A 15256-nucleotide genomic window follows, 5' to 3' on the forward strand; every position below is an offset into this window, starting at 1 on the left:
GTTCGGGGTGGAAGCGCAGCAATGCGTGCAGCTGACGAATACTAATCGGTCGAGGGCTTATCCTAATAACACGCTAAAGTTTCAGACTTTGTCTTTCGCATCCAGTTTTCAATGTGCAACACACATTGATTGGTTTTAAACGTGATCATGGCCCGTTGGTCAAGTGGTTAAGACACCTCCCTTTCACGGAGGTAACAGGGGTTCGAGTCCCCTACGGGTCACCATACCATTTTCGGAGGCTTAGCTCAGCTGGGAGAGCATCTGCCTTACAAGCAGAGGGTCGGGGGTTCGATCCCCTCAGCCTCCACCATTATGATTTTGAATACGGAGCTGTGGTGTAGAGGCCTAACATGCCTGCCTGTCACGCAGGAGACCGCGAGTTCGAATCTCGTCAGCTCCGCCATTCTTTCATTTTGTGCCGTTGTAGCTCAATTGGTAGAGCAACTGACTTGTAATCAGTAGGTTGGGGGTTCAAGTCCTCTCGACGGCACCATCTTTTTTCAAAAAAATATGCGGTCGTGGCGGAATTGGCAGACGCGCTAGATTCAGGTTCTAGTGGTGTAACAGCCGTGGAGGTTCGAGTCCTCTCGACCGCACCATATTTTTTTGCGGACGTGGCTCAGTGGTAGAGCATCGCCTTGCCAAGGCGAGGGTCGCGAGTTCGAATCTCGTCGTCCGCTCCATTTTTGTTTCGGGACGTAGCTCAGCTTGGTAGAGCACCTGGTTTGGGACCAGGGGGTCGCATGTTCAAATCGTGTCGTCCCGACCATTATAAGTTTTACAGCATGTCTGAACTTGCTCGGTAATTGGAGCGCAAGAGCAGGCTTTTTTATTTGCCCGATAATAGATCAGCGTAACAGCTGTTACATATGAAAGAAGCTTGCAATTCCACTTCAAGAGTGGCTCTGCAAGCTTCTTTTTTATTGGAATAAATGTGCTTAAAGCAGTAGGCTAGTTAGCCGCAGCAATCGGGTTTCTAATGACTTTAACTTCGTAGAAGGTAATTGTATTGGAAATAATATAGTCCGGTGTTCCACCACGACGAGAATGAGCTTCACGGAAAGCGTCGCTGCGAGTCCAAGCTTGGAAATCATCTTTCGTGTTCCAGCGTGTTACAATGGATACTTCCTCATAATCTTTCGTTTTCTCTGTCAGCAAAACCTCAAGGCCAAGGAATCCCTCTGCTTTCTCTACATCGCCAACACGGTCGAAGCGCTCAATCAGCTTATGGGCATTGCCTTTTGTAATATGGGATGCATTTGTTACAATAATCATTTTGGTGTCCTCCTGATTTTTTCTTGGATTCGGGATAATAAGGGGATAACCTTCATCAAATTTGATACGGGCATCCATGTTATACACATCTTTTAAAAACTCTGAAGTTAGTACGGTTTGGGGTTCCCCTGTCATGGCAATTAATCCGCGTTTCATAGCAATCATATGGTCACAGTATGCAGCTGCTTGCTGGAGGTCATGTAAAACCATAACAATTGTAATCTGATGATCCCGATTAATCTGCTGCAGCATCTCCATTACATCGAATTGATGGGCAATATCGAGATAAGTAGTAGGCTCGTCGAGCAGAAGAATATTCGTTTTTTGCGCCAAAGCCATTGCGATTCGGGCTTTTTGCTGTTCACCTCCAGATAAAGTGTAAAACATTTGATGCTGGTAACGCTTAGTGCCGGTAATCTTTAGGGCCCAATCGATGATGTCATTGTCTTCGTGTGTCATTTTGTTTTTGAACATAGGCTTATGAGGTGAGCGCCCAAAGGAAACGAGTTCACGTACCGTCAGGTCGGGAATCATTTCTTTGGATTGCGTAAGCATAGCAATATCTTTGGCAAAATCTTTGGATTTGTAGGTTTTAAGCGGCTTCTGATTAATAAATACTTCGCCTTTGTCTGGCGTAAGCAGCTTGGTGATGACCTTCAGCATTGTCGATTTGCCTGATCCATTAGGACCAACGATGGCCGTGATTTTTCCAGAAGGGATAATCATATTGGCATCTTCCATTTCGAAAGCGCCGACGGATAAGCCTACATTTTCAATATGAATAGCAGCATTCATCGTATTGCCCCCTTTTTACGTAATAGATAAAGAAAGAATGGTGCTCCCAGACAGGCAAGAAGGATGCCTACAGGAAGCTCAATCGGATCAAACCAGGTACGTGCGAATGTATCTGCTAAAACGACTAAAGATGCTCCACCGACTATAGAAAGCGGAAGGAGAAAGCGGTAGTCGTCTCCGATAATTAAACGAACGGCATGTGGGACGACGAGTCCAACAAAACCAATTAGCCCCGCGACGCTGACGGCAGCTCCGGCTAACAATGCAGCCAAAATAATGAGCAGGAAGCGCTGGATTTGGACTTTTTGGCCAAGCAGTTGGGCGGAGTCATCGCCTAGCAGCAGCACATTGGCTGGCTTAATCGCCAGAAAGCAGAGCAGCAAACCGACAATGGCATAAGGTGCCATAAAGGAGAGATGGCTCCAGCTTCTTCCGTTCAGCCCACCAGCAAGCCAAGGTAGAACCGATTGTACGCGGTCGCTATAGACGACCATAAGTCCGTTTGTTACAGCGCCGAGCAGCGCATTAATGGCTACGCCTGCGAGTACGATTTTGATAGGCGATGTCCCTTTGTCCCATGCGCTCAAATAGATCAGCAGGCAAGTAATGCTTGCACCTAAAAAGGCTGCTATTGGCAGCATATAGCCAAGCTGCGGAAGAACGACCATTGTGATGACAGCTGCAAGGCCGCCGCCAGCGGAAACCCCGATAATGCCGGGATCCGCCAGCGGATTGCGCATTACCCCTTGCAACAGAGCGCCTGATGCAGCTAGGCAAGCGCCTACCAGCAAACCAATAATAACGCGCGGCATTCTTAAATTCATAATAATGGTTTCGTAACGGGGATCGGCATCGGATGTGAGAACCTGGCCAATCTCTTTTAAAGTAATAGGAACAGACCCGTAAACGAGACCGAAATAAGTAACAAGTAGCAAAATAATAGGCGCAATTAGGATAGACCATTTGCGCCGGCGGCTTCGCTGAGTTTTATTCATGGCTGCTTCTTCGCTCCATCTAGCATTTCAATCATAAGGGTGAGCGCATCTGTTACACGCGTCCCCGGGTTTGTGCCGAACAGGTCGGCAGGCAGCACTTCGATGGCATTATTTTTTACAGCATCAAGTCCATTCCAGGCAGCATTGCTTTGCATTTCCTTTAGGAAGGCATCTTTTACCTGATCCGGGTTGCCATGTGTCATAATCATGACAACTTGTGGATTAGACTGAACAATACTTTCTGAATTGAGCTGAGCATATTGTGGATAGCTTTGAAGCGCTTCATAATCCGAGGCGATATTTTCTCCGCCAGCCATCTCCAAAATGTTGCCACTGAGAGAGTTGGGCAGTGCGGCCATAAAGGTGCCCGGAGCGCCGTATACTAATAAAGCCCGCGTCTTATTCGTGCTGGCATTTGCTGCAATTTGGCTGAGCTTGCCATCGATTTCGGCAATAAGCTCTTCAGCCCGCGACTGTTTTTGCAGAAGCTGGCCTAACAGCGCAATTTGTTTTTTAATATCGTCTATAGAATTGGCAGAGGAGAGCACCATCTTGGCCCCAATGCTTTCGATAGTCGGTATATCCTTCGTATTCATAGGATTGTTGCCGAGAACGACATCCGCTTTCAAAAAGGCGATTTTCTCCAGATCGACCTCATGGGTAGATCCGATTTGTTCCACGGCCTCTGCTTCTTCGTTGGCTAATGGAACGGAGGAGGTAGGACGGCCGACGAGTGTTCCCCCTAGGGCATAAACAATATCGGCTTCACCATTGCTTAACGCTACAATATGCGAAGGGACAGCAGCAAATGTTAGTTGCCTTCCTGCAAAATCGGTTATGGCCACCGCATTTTGTTTCCCAGCATGACTTGCAACCCCTTGTGAGGCGGCTGAATTAACATTTTGTGAGCAACCTGGTGCGGCTAAGAGAAGCAGGGCCAGCATCACAGGGTATACAATTTTCATATAATCCTCCCAATCCGATATGATAATGATTATTATTATTAAAATAATGATATTGTAAATGATAATCAATGTCAATAAGAAATAAACAATATATAGAAAAAAATAATATTGGAGAAAGAAAATTTTAAATGTATATTTTTAAACAATAAATATTGATTTTACTCATAAAAATGAAATTAATATTATTTTTATGGTGATATAAAAATCATATCTTAAGCTTTAAAATCATTAAAAGAAAAATAAAACAAAAAAATATAGAAATAAGTGATTGACAAAATTAATACAGTTACGTTAATATCAAGTTGTCGGGCAGCTGATAAACAGTTTGCTAGGCATCCTGAGAGCTGTGAAGAGTATGATGAGCAGACTTAGGGGAGGGGAAGAAAAGGTATTTTTTTTAACACTCAATTGATAATGATAATCATTAACTTGATTGTTGTCTACCTTTTCTAAACTATTTTTTCCATACGACAGGAGAGGAGGAGAAAGACTTCATTCGTAAACTCCCAATATCAGCATTCTTAATTATTTGTTTTATGATTTTTCTTACAGCACCGGCAGCCTATGCGCAGAGCATGACAGACGGTACATATACGATTGATTATGTCATCAAGAAAGCTGAAGATGAATCAGCATCTATGGCAAATGATTATTGGGAAAAGCCTGCCAAGGTTATCGTTGAAAACGGAAAAATAACAGTGCAGCTGCAAATTAATCATAGTGCTTGGGTAACAGAGTTTAAAGTCCCTGGCGGTGGAGGATATGTGAACACGAAGATTATCAGCAGCAGTAAGGCTAATGATACGCGGGTTGTACAGTTCAGCGTAGATGATTTGTCCCAAACGATGCTGTCTAAAATTCATGTCACGGTTCCCGATATTGATTATGATCACGACTACACTATACGATTCGATTTTGATACGAATAGCCTGAAGCTTGTAAGCAAGGCAGAAACTCCTGCAAAAGTGGAGACCACTCCCAAACCTGCAGAGTCTGCAGCAACAAAGCCGACAGCCACGCCAACTCCTAAGGCGACTGCTTCCCCGAAAGCTACCAAGGCGCCTACAATGGATGGAAATTCTGCGGAAGCAACAGCTACGCCGAAAGCTTCGGCTCAAGCAACGCCAACTGTTGCCGATGAAAAAGGTGGAGCTGACAGCGTAACGGAAAGCGCTATCCCATCATCGGCAGTGCCTCAGGAGACCGTCGCAAGCGCATCTCCTGAAGCAGTAGAGAAACCGGAAGCACCAGCTGATGAAGCATCTCCTGCAGTTGAAGCAACCGTGTCACCAGAGGCAGCTGCGAAGGCAGTTTTGGAAGCTGGAACAGACGAGTCTGTTGACACTTCCAGTGTATCTGAAACCGAAGGGACGGCTGAGGATGCAGGCAAGGCCAACGAAAATGATTCTGTAGAAGCCGCAGCAGAGGTAGAACCGCTTCAAGAGCGTTCTAATAATTGGGTAACACCAGTGACTGTTGTTGGTATCGTTATTTTAGTAGGAGCTATTATGTATTTTTATCGGAAGAACAAAGCCAAAAACTAATAATAGGGAGTGTTTATAATTATGATTAAATCGTTCAAAAAAATGATGCCTTTGATGCTGTTGGTTATGGCTGTTGCACTAGTTGTTCAAGTAGGTTCTGCTTTTGCGGCAACTTCGCTAAACTTTACTGTGCTGAAACCAGATGGCACAGTTTCTTATGCTAATGCATATGCAAATAGCCCTGCAAGCCTTGCATCGGATAATAAAACAGTTACATTGTCTTTCTCTGGCGGCAGCTACATCAACTCGCTGAGCATTTCCAATGATGGTGGCGCTACTTACACTCTCGTTCCTGCAACTACTCTTTCAAACGGTGACAAACAATTTACTTTCGTAGTAAATGACCTTACTGCTCAAACAGTTGCTAAAATCCATGTTACAGTGCCACCATTCCCTGGTTACCCAGATGGCTACAACACAGTTCATGACATTAAATTCAGCTGGGATCTGTAAGACCATTCGCACAAATTAAACACAGATAGAGTACAAAGAACGGTCTGATTTATCCAGACCGTTCTTTTGCCGGGTAAATCAGTATGTTAGAAAATTACAAAGTCTTGCAAGCGAGACATAGAGTTAGTGGAAATAAATGAACCGTTAAAAGGAGAGTAAGCAGGGTGAAAAAGCAATATACAAAAGTGGTGGCATTGCTTCTTGCATTAGTGTTAATGCTGCAAGTAGCAAGCATAGGTCCAATTGCTCAAGCGGCAGCTACAACGGTGCCAGATGGAGAGTATCCGATCAACTTTCGTTATTTGAAAGACAACACAAATGAAACCTCGATTTTAGAATCGATGGTCGTCGTACCTAATACAGGCAAACTGATAGTGAAAGATGGCAAGGCTCAATTTGAAAATGAATTTTTAAAATATACAGCATTTCAACATTTTTCTGCACGTATGGAAGGCCAAGCGAAGGCAACTATAAATGGTCAAACCGTCACAGGTATGGATGGCTACAAAACAGTAACGCCGACCTTGCTTGGTGATGGAACGAACCCGGATGCTGTTAAAGCGCGGATCGATATAGCTGACTTGAGCCAGCGCCAGGATATTCTGGTGCATATCGTTCTACCGGCTGCAAATTATGATAGTTGGTACAACCTGCAGCTCGATTTGGATACAACAACGCTTCCTACTGGTCCAGTAGATGGTGGTGTTGACAATGGCAGCGGTAGTGAAACAGTAACACTTGAAAAGTTGAATGAGCTTTTCACAGTTACCAGATCCGTCTATGAAAGCACTTATGAAGGCACAGGAGATGGGTTTTATCCTGTTGGCTCCAAAACAAAGCTTTATAATGCAATTCAAATGGCAGATGGTATCGCTGCATCAGCAGGCGGCAATATTGAACTGATTAAAGCGGCCTACGCCATTCTAAATGAGGCTAAAAAAGAGTATGAGGCTGGACGAATTAGCGTCAGCAAAATTGCTTTGTTCCAAGGCATTACAGAGGCTGGTACATTCGCTGCTACTGTGAAAAATACGGGAACAGCAGATAACGGCAGCGGGACGAATATTGTAAGCGATGGAGAATATCCTTATAATTCCGAGCTGAGTATGCAAAATGCTATTAATACGGCTAACAACATGGCCTATAATCGGGATGCTACCCAAAAACAAGTCGATGATGCCCTGCTTGCTTTGCAAAATGTAGAGAAAAACGTAAAAAACAGCCGCTACAATGCGCAGGTAATAGATCTCATTGTTTTGAACTCTCTTGGCAGCGATGCTGAAATTTCTGAATTCGCAGGAGATTTTGCTTCGCAAATTACATTGCTGCAAGGTAAATTAAAACATACAGTTGCTAATATTCCGTTTAAAACAGCGGTAGACGAGTCTGCTTTGAAAGCTTCTTTCCCATCGAGCGGAGGCGGATATTCTACTGCTATCTCTCCACCTTTTTATAAAGTAAACAGCCTTTCTGATGCAGAAAAAACGATCTATCAGGTGGCTGTGAGAAACGATAATGCAACCGATAGTACATTCCAAGGGCTGTCATACTTGGTTTACAAAACAGATTCAGTTACAAAATCCGTATATTTGAGCTATAACTCGGAACAGTTTAAGACGCTAAGCGCTACTATTGAAGCAGCCCAATTGGTACATGATCAAGCGATTGTAGGCACAGAAGCTGGTCAATACGATAACAACACCATAGCAGCGCTTCAAACTGCTATTGAAACAGCTACAGCGAAAGCCGAGCAATTATCGGCTACAAGATTGCAATTAAACAGTGCCAACACAGTGCTGGAGCAAGCGGTGACAGCATTTAAAGCATCAGCAAACCGTCAAATTTATTTTGCGGCTTTACATGCAACTAATCAGGCATTTTCCAGCATGGACAGCTACTTCCTGAAACCGGCAAACGTAACTTCAGTTGACGGTTCCACATTTGTAAGCTTTACGATCAAAGACAGCAGCATCGTTACAGCATTCAAAGTGAAGGAAAACGGCATTCTAGTTGATTCTACCATTGTAAGTACGGATACAACGGCTAATACAAGAGTAGTTAAGTTCAAAGTAAGTGATTTGACGGCGCTGTTGGACGCTCAGGTCCATATTTCCATGCCTACGGTCATTGACCCGAGATCAGGACTGCCTTATGAAGCGGATCACAACATTCGTTTGAGCTTTGGTACGGCGGATGCTACAGCTTTGAAAGCTAGCATAGCTGCAGCTCAAAAATTACATGATGAAGCAGCTGAGGGAACAGAAATTGATAAGTATCCAGCGCAGGCAAAAGCTAAATTATTAGCTGTAATTACTGCGGCGAAAGCTATCACAACTAACCCGATGGCATCAGAAGCACAAGTAAAAGACGGTAGTTCTGCTCTGGAACAGGCGGTTATTGCGTTTAAAGCTGCAAAAGTTCTAGGCAATGGCACCTACAGCCTCGTGTTTAAATCTTCTGATGAAGGCATTTCTGATCATTTGGAAGCATCAGGAGTTTTGACGTATAGTAACGGAAGCAACATTATTAGCTTCACTCCTAAAGCGGGAGTAACGATTAAGAAGCTGAAAAATAATGCTACAGGCGCTGAAATTCTTCCAATAGGCTCAACAAGTGGCGCAAACAATGCCGCTTCGCTGGCAAACGCTGTATTCTTGGCAGCAGTTATAACAGGTACGCCTGTTAAATTCGCTGTTCCAAATCTTACAGATACGTATTCGCTTGTTGTTGAAGTTAGCGGGGCAGCAACGGATGTGCAATATGCTGTTCAATTTGCCGACATTACCAAAACAGCTGATGCTCCTGTTACGGAGCTGCCAGGAACGACTGTTCCAGGACAACTGGCAGACGGCAACTACTTCTTGCAGTTTGAAATCAAAAAATACGGAACAGATAATAAGTCCGTTATGCAGGATTATGTCATTTCCCCAGGACTGCTGAAAGTTTCGGGCGGCACAAAAACATTTTATATGACGCTTAAGCAGGACAAGGAAATTACAGGACTCAGATTTAACAATAACAGTGTTAGTGTTGAAAGCAGAGACACGGTAAATAACACGCGGGTTGTCTACTTCAATGTCCCAAATATCAATAATCGCATCGATGGCTGGGTCAAAATTGATTGGGCTGCTATGAATTATTTCCATGAGTATGATATTCAAATCGAGTTCTATCCTAACACTCTAGTAGCGACCGCTGGTTCTGTAGCACCTGGTGTAGGCGATGTGGAAGTCGTTGAGGAGAAAGATCCGAATGCAGGCAAAGATGATTTGAACGAGCCTGTTGTAAAGGACTTCAAGGATATTCAAGGCCACTGGGCACAAGCATCTATTGAAAAAGCGCTGGAGCTTGGTATCGTCAAAGGTTATTCCGATGGCAAATTCCGTCCGAATGGCGTCATTACTCGCGCTGAGTTCGCCGTTCTGATCAGCCGGGCTTTGAAGCTCACGGATGGATCGACAAGTGCGACATTCAATGACAGCAAGCAAATCCCTGCATGGGCGAAGCCGCACATTGACCGTGCTGCGAAAGCAGGCTTGATTTCTGGCTATGCGAACGGAACATTCCTTCCAAGCAGAGAAATTAACCGTTCGGAGCTGGCCTCCATTATCGTTCGAGCAGCTAAGCTCGACATTGATGAGACGAACGAGCTAAGCTTCGCAGATGCTGCCTCGATTCCCGATTGGGCGAAAAATGACATTGCTGCTGCTGCAAAAGCTGGCTATGTACAAGGCAAAGGCGGTAATAAATTTGAACCGCTTGCTAACGCAACAAGAGCGGAAGCTTTGACGCTGATCATGAAGCTTCTGGAAACGAAATAAGCAGGAAACATGAGCACGCAGGGAGATAAAGATAAAGGTACTTCCTGTATGTGAATCCTGCGGTTCATACACAAATGAAGCAAAGCTGACAAGGATGCCGGGAGACCGGTATCCTTGTCATGTTCTCATGAAGGGAGTTAGATAAACGGATGAATAACGCTTTTGGCAAAATGCTTGGAGTGCTCGGATTGATGGCGCTGCTTCTTCTAGCTGCCTGCGCGGCAACAGGTGCTGATCCCGCTGCCAAGGAGCAGCAGGGAGCGGGCCAGTCCGCACAGGCTGAGCAAGCCGAGCAGGCCGAGCAGGAGAAGAATACGGCCGAGCCGGCTTCTTCTCCTGCAGCAGAGCAGCGGGTCGTATCAACAACCGTCGCGATTACGCAAATGCTGGATGCGCTTGAAGTGGAGCTTGTAGGCGTGCCGACCAGCTCCAAGACGCTGCCTGACCGCTATGACCAAGTGACAAGGGTAGGCAATCCGATGAGCCCAGATATGGAGCTCGTCAAATCGCTCAAGCCGACGGAAATATTGTCGGTGACGACGCTGGAGTATGACCTGAAGCCGGTTTTTGAAGCGGCGGGGATGCAGGCTGATTTTCTCAACCTTACGAGTGTGGAAAGCATGAATAATGCTCTTAAAAAGCTGGGCGAGACGTACAATAAGCAAGCACAAGCGCAAGCTATCGTCGATAAGTTCGAACAGAAGGTGGCGGAGATTCATACGGCTACGGCTGAGAAGAAAAAGCCAAGCGTATTGATTTTGCTAGGCGTGCCCGGCAGTTATCTTGTTGCGACTGAGCATTCGTACATTGGCGATCTGGTTCGGCTTGCTGGCGGCGTCAACATTGTACAGGGTGAAAGTGTAGAGTATTTAGCATCCAACACGGAATATTTGCAGCAGTCGAATCCGGATGTGATTTTGCGTGCCGCCCATGGCATGCCGGAGGAAGTTGTGAAGATGTTCGATAAGGAGTTCCAGAAAAACGATATTTGGAAGCACTTCAGCGCCGTACAAAACGGCCGAGTATATGATTTGGAAGAAGCTTTATTCGGAACGACGGGTAATTTATACGCTGTAGATGCTATCGATGCTTTGATGGGAATGCTCTACCCATAAGCGAATACGGCGTGATGTGGCCCGGCAAGGTTCGGCTCGGGAACTTTTCATAAAGGACGTTGGTCATGATTAAGAAGGTTGGCAGTTTTATTGTCGTTATCGCTTTGCTGGTAGCCGCTATCATTTATTCCGCTATGACCGGGAGTATTAAGGTAGGCATTTTGGATTTGGTGCAGGGTTTATTTTCAGGAACGAATGATCAGGTAGAGGTTATAAAAGATTTGCGGTTTCCGCGTATTATCGTCTCTCTGCTGACAGGAGCTTCGCTTGCGGTGTCCGGCGTATTGCTTCAGGCCGTAATGAAAAATCCGCTTGCGGATGCAGGCGTGATTGGCATTTCATCGGGGGCAGGGCTAGTATCGCTGACTGTTGTAACGGTTTTTCCAGGGCTGTTTTTCTGGATGCCGCTGTTTTCCTTTTTCGGCGGTGCGCTGGCCTGCTACCTCGTTTATGCGCTGTCGTGGAAGTCGGGACTTAGCCCGCTGCGGCTTATTCTCGTCGGGATTGCCATTAATGCGACATTTACGGGACTCGGCCAGTCGTTTAATTATCGCGGCAGCTACGCGGTTACGAGCGTCAATCAGGCGATTTCATCGATTTTCACCATGAAGACGTGGACGGATGTGCAAATTATCGGGCTGTATGGCCTAATTGGCCTGCTGCTGTCCTTGCTGCTCAGTTCATGGTGCAATATGCTCAGCTTACAGGACAAAACGGCGAAAAATCTCGGGCTGCGGGTAACGCGGGCACGGCTGCTGATCTCGGTCGTAGCGGTGCTGCTCGCATCCGTAGCAACGGCCATTGGCGGCTTGATTGCTTTCGTCGGCCTGCTCGTTCCGCATATTGCGCGTACCTTGGTTGGCTCCGATCATAAGGTGCTTATTCCGTTTTCTGCGCTGGGCGGCGCCTTGCTGATTTTAGCAGCGGATACGCTCGGACGGACGGTGCTCGCGCCGACGGAAATTCCGGCTTCGATCATAATGACGATTATCGGCGGGCCATTCCTCATCTTTATGCTTAGAAGGAGTGAGCGCGTTTATGGAAATTAAACAGGTGACGTTCTCCTATGACAAAAAGTCAGACCAGCTTAAAAACATCAGCGATAAAATTGAAACGGGAAAAATAACGACGATTATCGGCCCAAATGGCTGCGGCAAATCGACGCTGCTCGGTATTTTATCGCAAAACTATGCGCCCGCTCATGGGGAGGTGCTGCTCGATGGCAAGTCGCTGGCCCAAATCAAGCCAAAGGAGCTAGCTAAAAAGCTTGCGGTCGTGCATCAGCAAAATGAGGCGCCTTACGATTTAACGGTGGAGCGGCTCGTCAGCTATGGTCGGCTGCCGCATCGCAGCTTCCTCGGACAGGCGAATGAGGAGGACGAGCGGGCGATTGAAGAGGCGCTTGACTCGACCAACCTGCAGCAGAAGCGCAGCCAGCGGCTCAATCAGCTTTCTGGCGGCGAGAAGCAGCGGGTATGGATTGCGATGGCGCTGGCGCAAAAAACGCCGATCTTGTTTCTGGATGAGCCGACGACCTTCCTCGATATGTATTACCAGATTGAAATATTGGAGCTGGTAAAGGCATTAAATCGGGAGCATGGCATGACTATCGTCATGGTACTCCATGACATTAATCAAGCAATCCGTTACAGCGACCGCATTGTCGTGATGAAAGCGGGCGAAATTGTAGCGAGCGGTACGCCGGAGGCTGTTATTACGAAGGAAATCGTAAAAGAAACGTATCAGGTTGATGTGCTGCTTAAGCAAGAAAGCGATACGGGGCTGTATGTTGTACCTGTCGGCATTTGAGCTCGTGATGGATTGAAACTCAGAGCCGAGGTGCAGGCGGGATGCCACACGCTAGAAAGTCGACAGTTCGTGCAGATGGATGCGCGGGCAGTCGGCTTTTATTTTTTTTCGCCGGCTGTAGTGGTAGAATAAGAGGAACAAATCAAGATGAGATAGTGAGGAATAAGCTTATGATACGTTTTGGCCTAATTGGCACCAATAAAATTACAGATTCCTTTATTGAAGCGGCACGCGGGCTGGAGGATTTTGCTTTAGCGGCCGTATATTCGCGAACGTCAGAGCGGGCGGCTGAATTTGCGAGTAAATATAATATCCCGCATACGTTCACAGATTTGGAGGAGATGGCAAAGAGCGATCAGGTGGACGCTGTATATATCGCAAGCCCTACCTCGCATCATGCTCAGCATGCCATCACCTGCATGAAGCATGGCAAGCATGTGCTTGTCGAGAAGCCCATTGCTTCAAACGCCCGGGAAATGCGGGAAATGATCGCAGCGGCCAAAGAAAATAATGTGCTTCTTATGGAGGCGATGAAATCGACGTTCGTGCCGAACTTCGCAGTTATTCGCGAGCACCTGCCTAAGCTGGGAGCCATTCGGGGTTATTTTGCATCCTATTGTCAATATTCTTCACGTTATGATGCGTACAAAGAAGGCAATGTCATGAACGCATTCAAACCGGAGTTTTCGAATGGCTCGCTGATGGACATTGGCATTTACAGTGTTTACCCGCTGGTCTCATTGTTCGGCAAGCCGAATAAAGTAAAAGCAAGTGCCGTTATGCTGGAGTCCGGTGTGGACGGCAAGGGCAGTCTGCTGCTGCAATATGATGGAATGGATGCGGCCGTGCTGCACTCCAAAATTTCCAATTCCCAGCTTCCAGCGGAAATCCAAGGAGAAGCGGGCAATATGATCATTGAAAATATTAGCTACCCGAATCAGGTGCGCATCGAATACCGTAATGGCAAAGTGGAGGAGCTGACGGTGCCGCAGGCGGAAAATGTGATGGTGTATGAGGCTGAGGCATTTATTCGGCTCATTCAGAGCGGCCAGCATGAATCGGATATTAATACGCTTGCGAACTCGCTTGCTGTACTTGAGGTGCTGGATGAGGCGCGCAGCCAGATCGGGCTTGTTTTCCCTGCAGATCGGCTATAATATGGATGTAAGGAAGTAACTGGAATGTGGATGGACCTATTTTATAGAGATAAAGGAGACTTGGAATGAGCGATGCATTTGTAGTTCAATTGGAGAAATATGCTGAGATTATTGTGAAAATAGGTGTAAATGTCCAGCAGGGACAGGCGGTATTCGTGACGGGAGCGATTGAGGCGGCGCCTCTAGTGCGTCTCGTCGCAGAGAAGGCTTATGCAGCTGGAGCAAGCAATGTACATATTGATTGGACGGATGACCAGTTATCCAGATTAAAATATGAAAAAGCGGGCGCTGAAATTTTTGAGCATTTCCCGCAATGGGAAACAGCGAAGCGCCAGGAGTTTGTTGATAAGGGCGCCGCATTTATTTCAATCGTTTCCTCCAGCCCGGATCTGCTGAAAGGGATCGACACGCAGCGTATTTCCAACTACCAGAAGGCGGCGGGAGCAGGGCTGAAGGAATTCCGCAGAGCGATTCAAGCGGACAAGGTGAGCTGGACAGTCGTTGCGGCAGCGGCCAAGGACTGGGCGAAGAAGGTGTTCCCGCAGGCGGAGGGCGAGCAAGCTGTCGAGCTGCTGTGGGAAGCGATTTTCAAGGCGGTGCGTCTGCATGCGGAAGATCCGGTTGCGGCTTGGCAGGAGCATAACAGAGCGCTTGGAAGCAAGGGCGAGGCGCTGAACAACTACCATTTTAAAAAGCTGCATTACACCGCTCCGGGCACGGATTTGACAATTGAGCTGCATGACAAGCATCTATGGGTTGCGGCTGGCAGCGAAAACGAGCAAAATGTTCCGTTTATGGCGAATATGCCGACGGAGGAAGTGTTCACCGTGCCGCTGAAAACCGGCGTTAATGGTTATGTGTCGAGCACAAAACCGCTCAGCTATGGCGGCAACATCATTGACCGTTTTAAGCTGACCTTCGAGAACGGACGTATTGTGAAGGCTGAGGCGGAGGAAGGCGAAGCGATTTTGCAAAAGCTGATTGATACGGATGAGGGCGCGCGTTATTTGGGCGAGGTTGCACTGGTGCCGCATCATTCCCCGATTTCGGAGTCGAATATTTTGTTCTACAATACGCTGTTTGATGAAAATGCTTCGAACCATTTGGCGATCGGCAGCGGCTATGCCTTCAATATTGAAGGCGGCAAAAAAATGTCGCCAGAAGAGCTGGAAGCAAACGGCGTTAATGCGAGCTTGACACATAATGATTTCATGATTGGCTCTGCCGACATGGATATTGATGGCATTCAAGCCGACGGTACAGTCGTTCCTGTATTCCGCAAAGGCAACTGGGCGTTTTAAGACGTGAAAAATAAGCATGAAACAAA

General features: G+C 46.7%; 11 protein-coding genes and 7 tRNA genes. 15 read left to right on the forward strand and 3 right to left on the reverse strand.

The annotated features are described in order from the left end of the window. The first annotated feature begins 149 nt into the window (after positions 1-149). The 7 genes from AC6B99_RS20185 (at position 150) to AC6B99_RS20215 (ending at position 769) form a co-directional block, all read left to right on the forward strand. Positions 150-224, forward strand: a tRNA-Glu gene (locus tag AC6B99_RS20185). 10 nt (positions 225-234) lie between these two features. Beyond that, positions 235-310: transfer RNA gene (locus AC6B99_RS20190), tRNA-Val, on the forward strand. A 16-nt stretch (positions 311-326) separates the two neighbouring features. Next, positions 327-403 (forward strand) — tRNA-Asp (locus tag AC6B99_RS20195). A gap of 14 nt (positions 404-417) precedes the next feature. After that, positions 418-493, forward strand: a tRNA-Thr gene (locus AC6B99_RS20200). Positions 494-512: 19 nt separating this feature from the next. Then, a tRNA-Leu gene (locus AC6B99_RS20205) sits at positions 513-599 on the forward strand. A gap of 9 nt (positions 600-608) precedes the next feature. Next, positions 609-683 (forward strand) — tRNA-Gly (locus AC6B99_RS20210). A 9-nt stretch (positions 684-692) separates the two neighbouring features. Beyond that, positions 693-769 (forward strand) — tRNA-Pro (locus tag AC6B99_RS20215). 182 nt (positions 770-951) lie between these two features. On the opposite strand, the gene isdG is transcribed toward AC6B99_RS20215, so the two are convergent. From isdG to AC6B99_RS20230, 3 genes are read right to left on the reverse strand one after another with little or no spacing between them, the layout of a single operon-like run. Then, positions 952-2070: a heme oxygenase gene (gene isdG / locus AC6B99_RS20220; RefSeq protein WP_056037265.1), complete on the reverse strand. Its 1119-nt coding sequence runs from the start codon at positions 2068-2070 to the stop codon at positions 952-954. Next, positions 2067-3065, reverse strand: coding sequence for a FecCD family ABC transporter permease (locus AC6B99_RS20225; protein ID WP_056037262.1), 999 nt, complete (start codon positions 3063-3065; stop codon positions 2067-2069). Before AC6B99_RS20225 ends, isdG begins: the two co-directional genes overlap by 4 nt. Then, positions 3062-4030: an ABC transporter substrate-binding protein gene (locus AC6B99_RS20230; protein WP_496664075.1), complete on the reverse strand. Its 969-nt coding sequence runs from the start codon at positions 4028-4030 to the stop codon at positions 3062-3064. The genes AC6B99_RS20225 and AC6B99_RS20230 overlap by 4 nt, the downstream gene beginning before the upstream one ends. Before the next feature lie 509 nt (positions 4031-4539). Here AC6B99_RS20230 and isdC point away from each other — a divergent pair. The 8 genes from isdC (at position 4540) to AC6B99_RS20270 (ending at position 15230) form a co-directional block, all read left to right on the forward strand. Then, positions 4540-5574 (forward strand): heme uptake protein IsdC, encoded by a 1035-nt coding sequence (gene isdC, locus AC6B99_RS20235; protein WP_496664208.1) that lies wholly within the window; start codon positions 4540-4542, stop codon positions 5572-5574. A 21-nt stretch (positions 5575-5595) separates the two neighbouring features. Further along, a complete protein-coding gene (locus AC6B99_RS20240) occupies positions 5596-6027 on the forward strand; it encodes an NEAT domain-containing protein (protein ID WP_494864150.1) in 432 nt (143 codons plus the stop codon). Between the two features lie 164 nt (positions 6028-6191). Next, entirely contained in the window at positions 6192-9848 is a 3657-nt protein-coding gene (locus AC6B99_RS20245) for an NEAT domain-containing protein (protein WP_496664076.1), read from the forward strand. A 149-nt stretch (positions 9849-9997) separates the two neighbouring features. Beyond that, positions 9998-10963, forward strand: coding sequence for a heme ABC transporter substrate-binding protein IsdE (gene isdE, locus AC6B99_RS20250; protein WP_496664077.1), 966 nt, complete (start codon positions 9998-10000; stop codon positions 10961-10963). 65 nt (positions 10964-11028) lie between these two features. After that, the gene (locus AC6B99_RS20255; protein WP_056037247.1) at positions 11029-12012 is read left to right on the forward strand and encodes a FecCD family ABC transporter permease; all 984 of its coding nucleotides are present in this window, start codon (positions 11029-11031) and stop codon (positions 12010-12012) included. Continuing rightward, a complete protein-coding gene (locus AC6B99_RS20260) occupies positions 12002-12772 on the forward strand; it encodes an ATP-binding cassette domain-containing protein (protein ID WP_494864153.1) in 771 nt (256 codons plus the stop codon). Before AC6B99_RS20255 ends, AC6B99_RS20260 begins: the two co-directional genes overlap by 11 nt. Positions 12773-12942: 170 nt before the next feature. Continuing rightward, positions 12943-13929 (forward strand): Gfo/Idh/MocA family oxidoreductase, encoded by a 987-nt coding sequence (locus AC6B99_RS20265; protein WP_494864154.1) that lies wholly within the window; start codon positions 12943-12945, stop codon positions 13927-13929. Positions 13930-13994: 65 nt separating this feature from the next. Beyond that, the gene (locus tag AC6B99_RS20270; protein ID WP_496664078.1) at positions 13995-15230 is read left to right on the forward strand and encodes an aminopeptidase; all 1236 of its coding nucleotides are present in this window, start codon (positions 13995-13997) and stop codon (positions 15228-15230) included. Positions 15231-15256 lie beyond the last annotated feature (26 nt).

The sequence above is a fragment of the Paenibacillus liaoningensis genome (assembly GCF_059609455.1).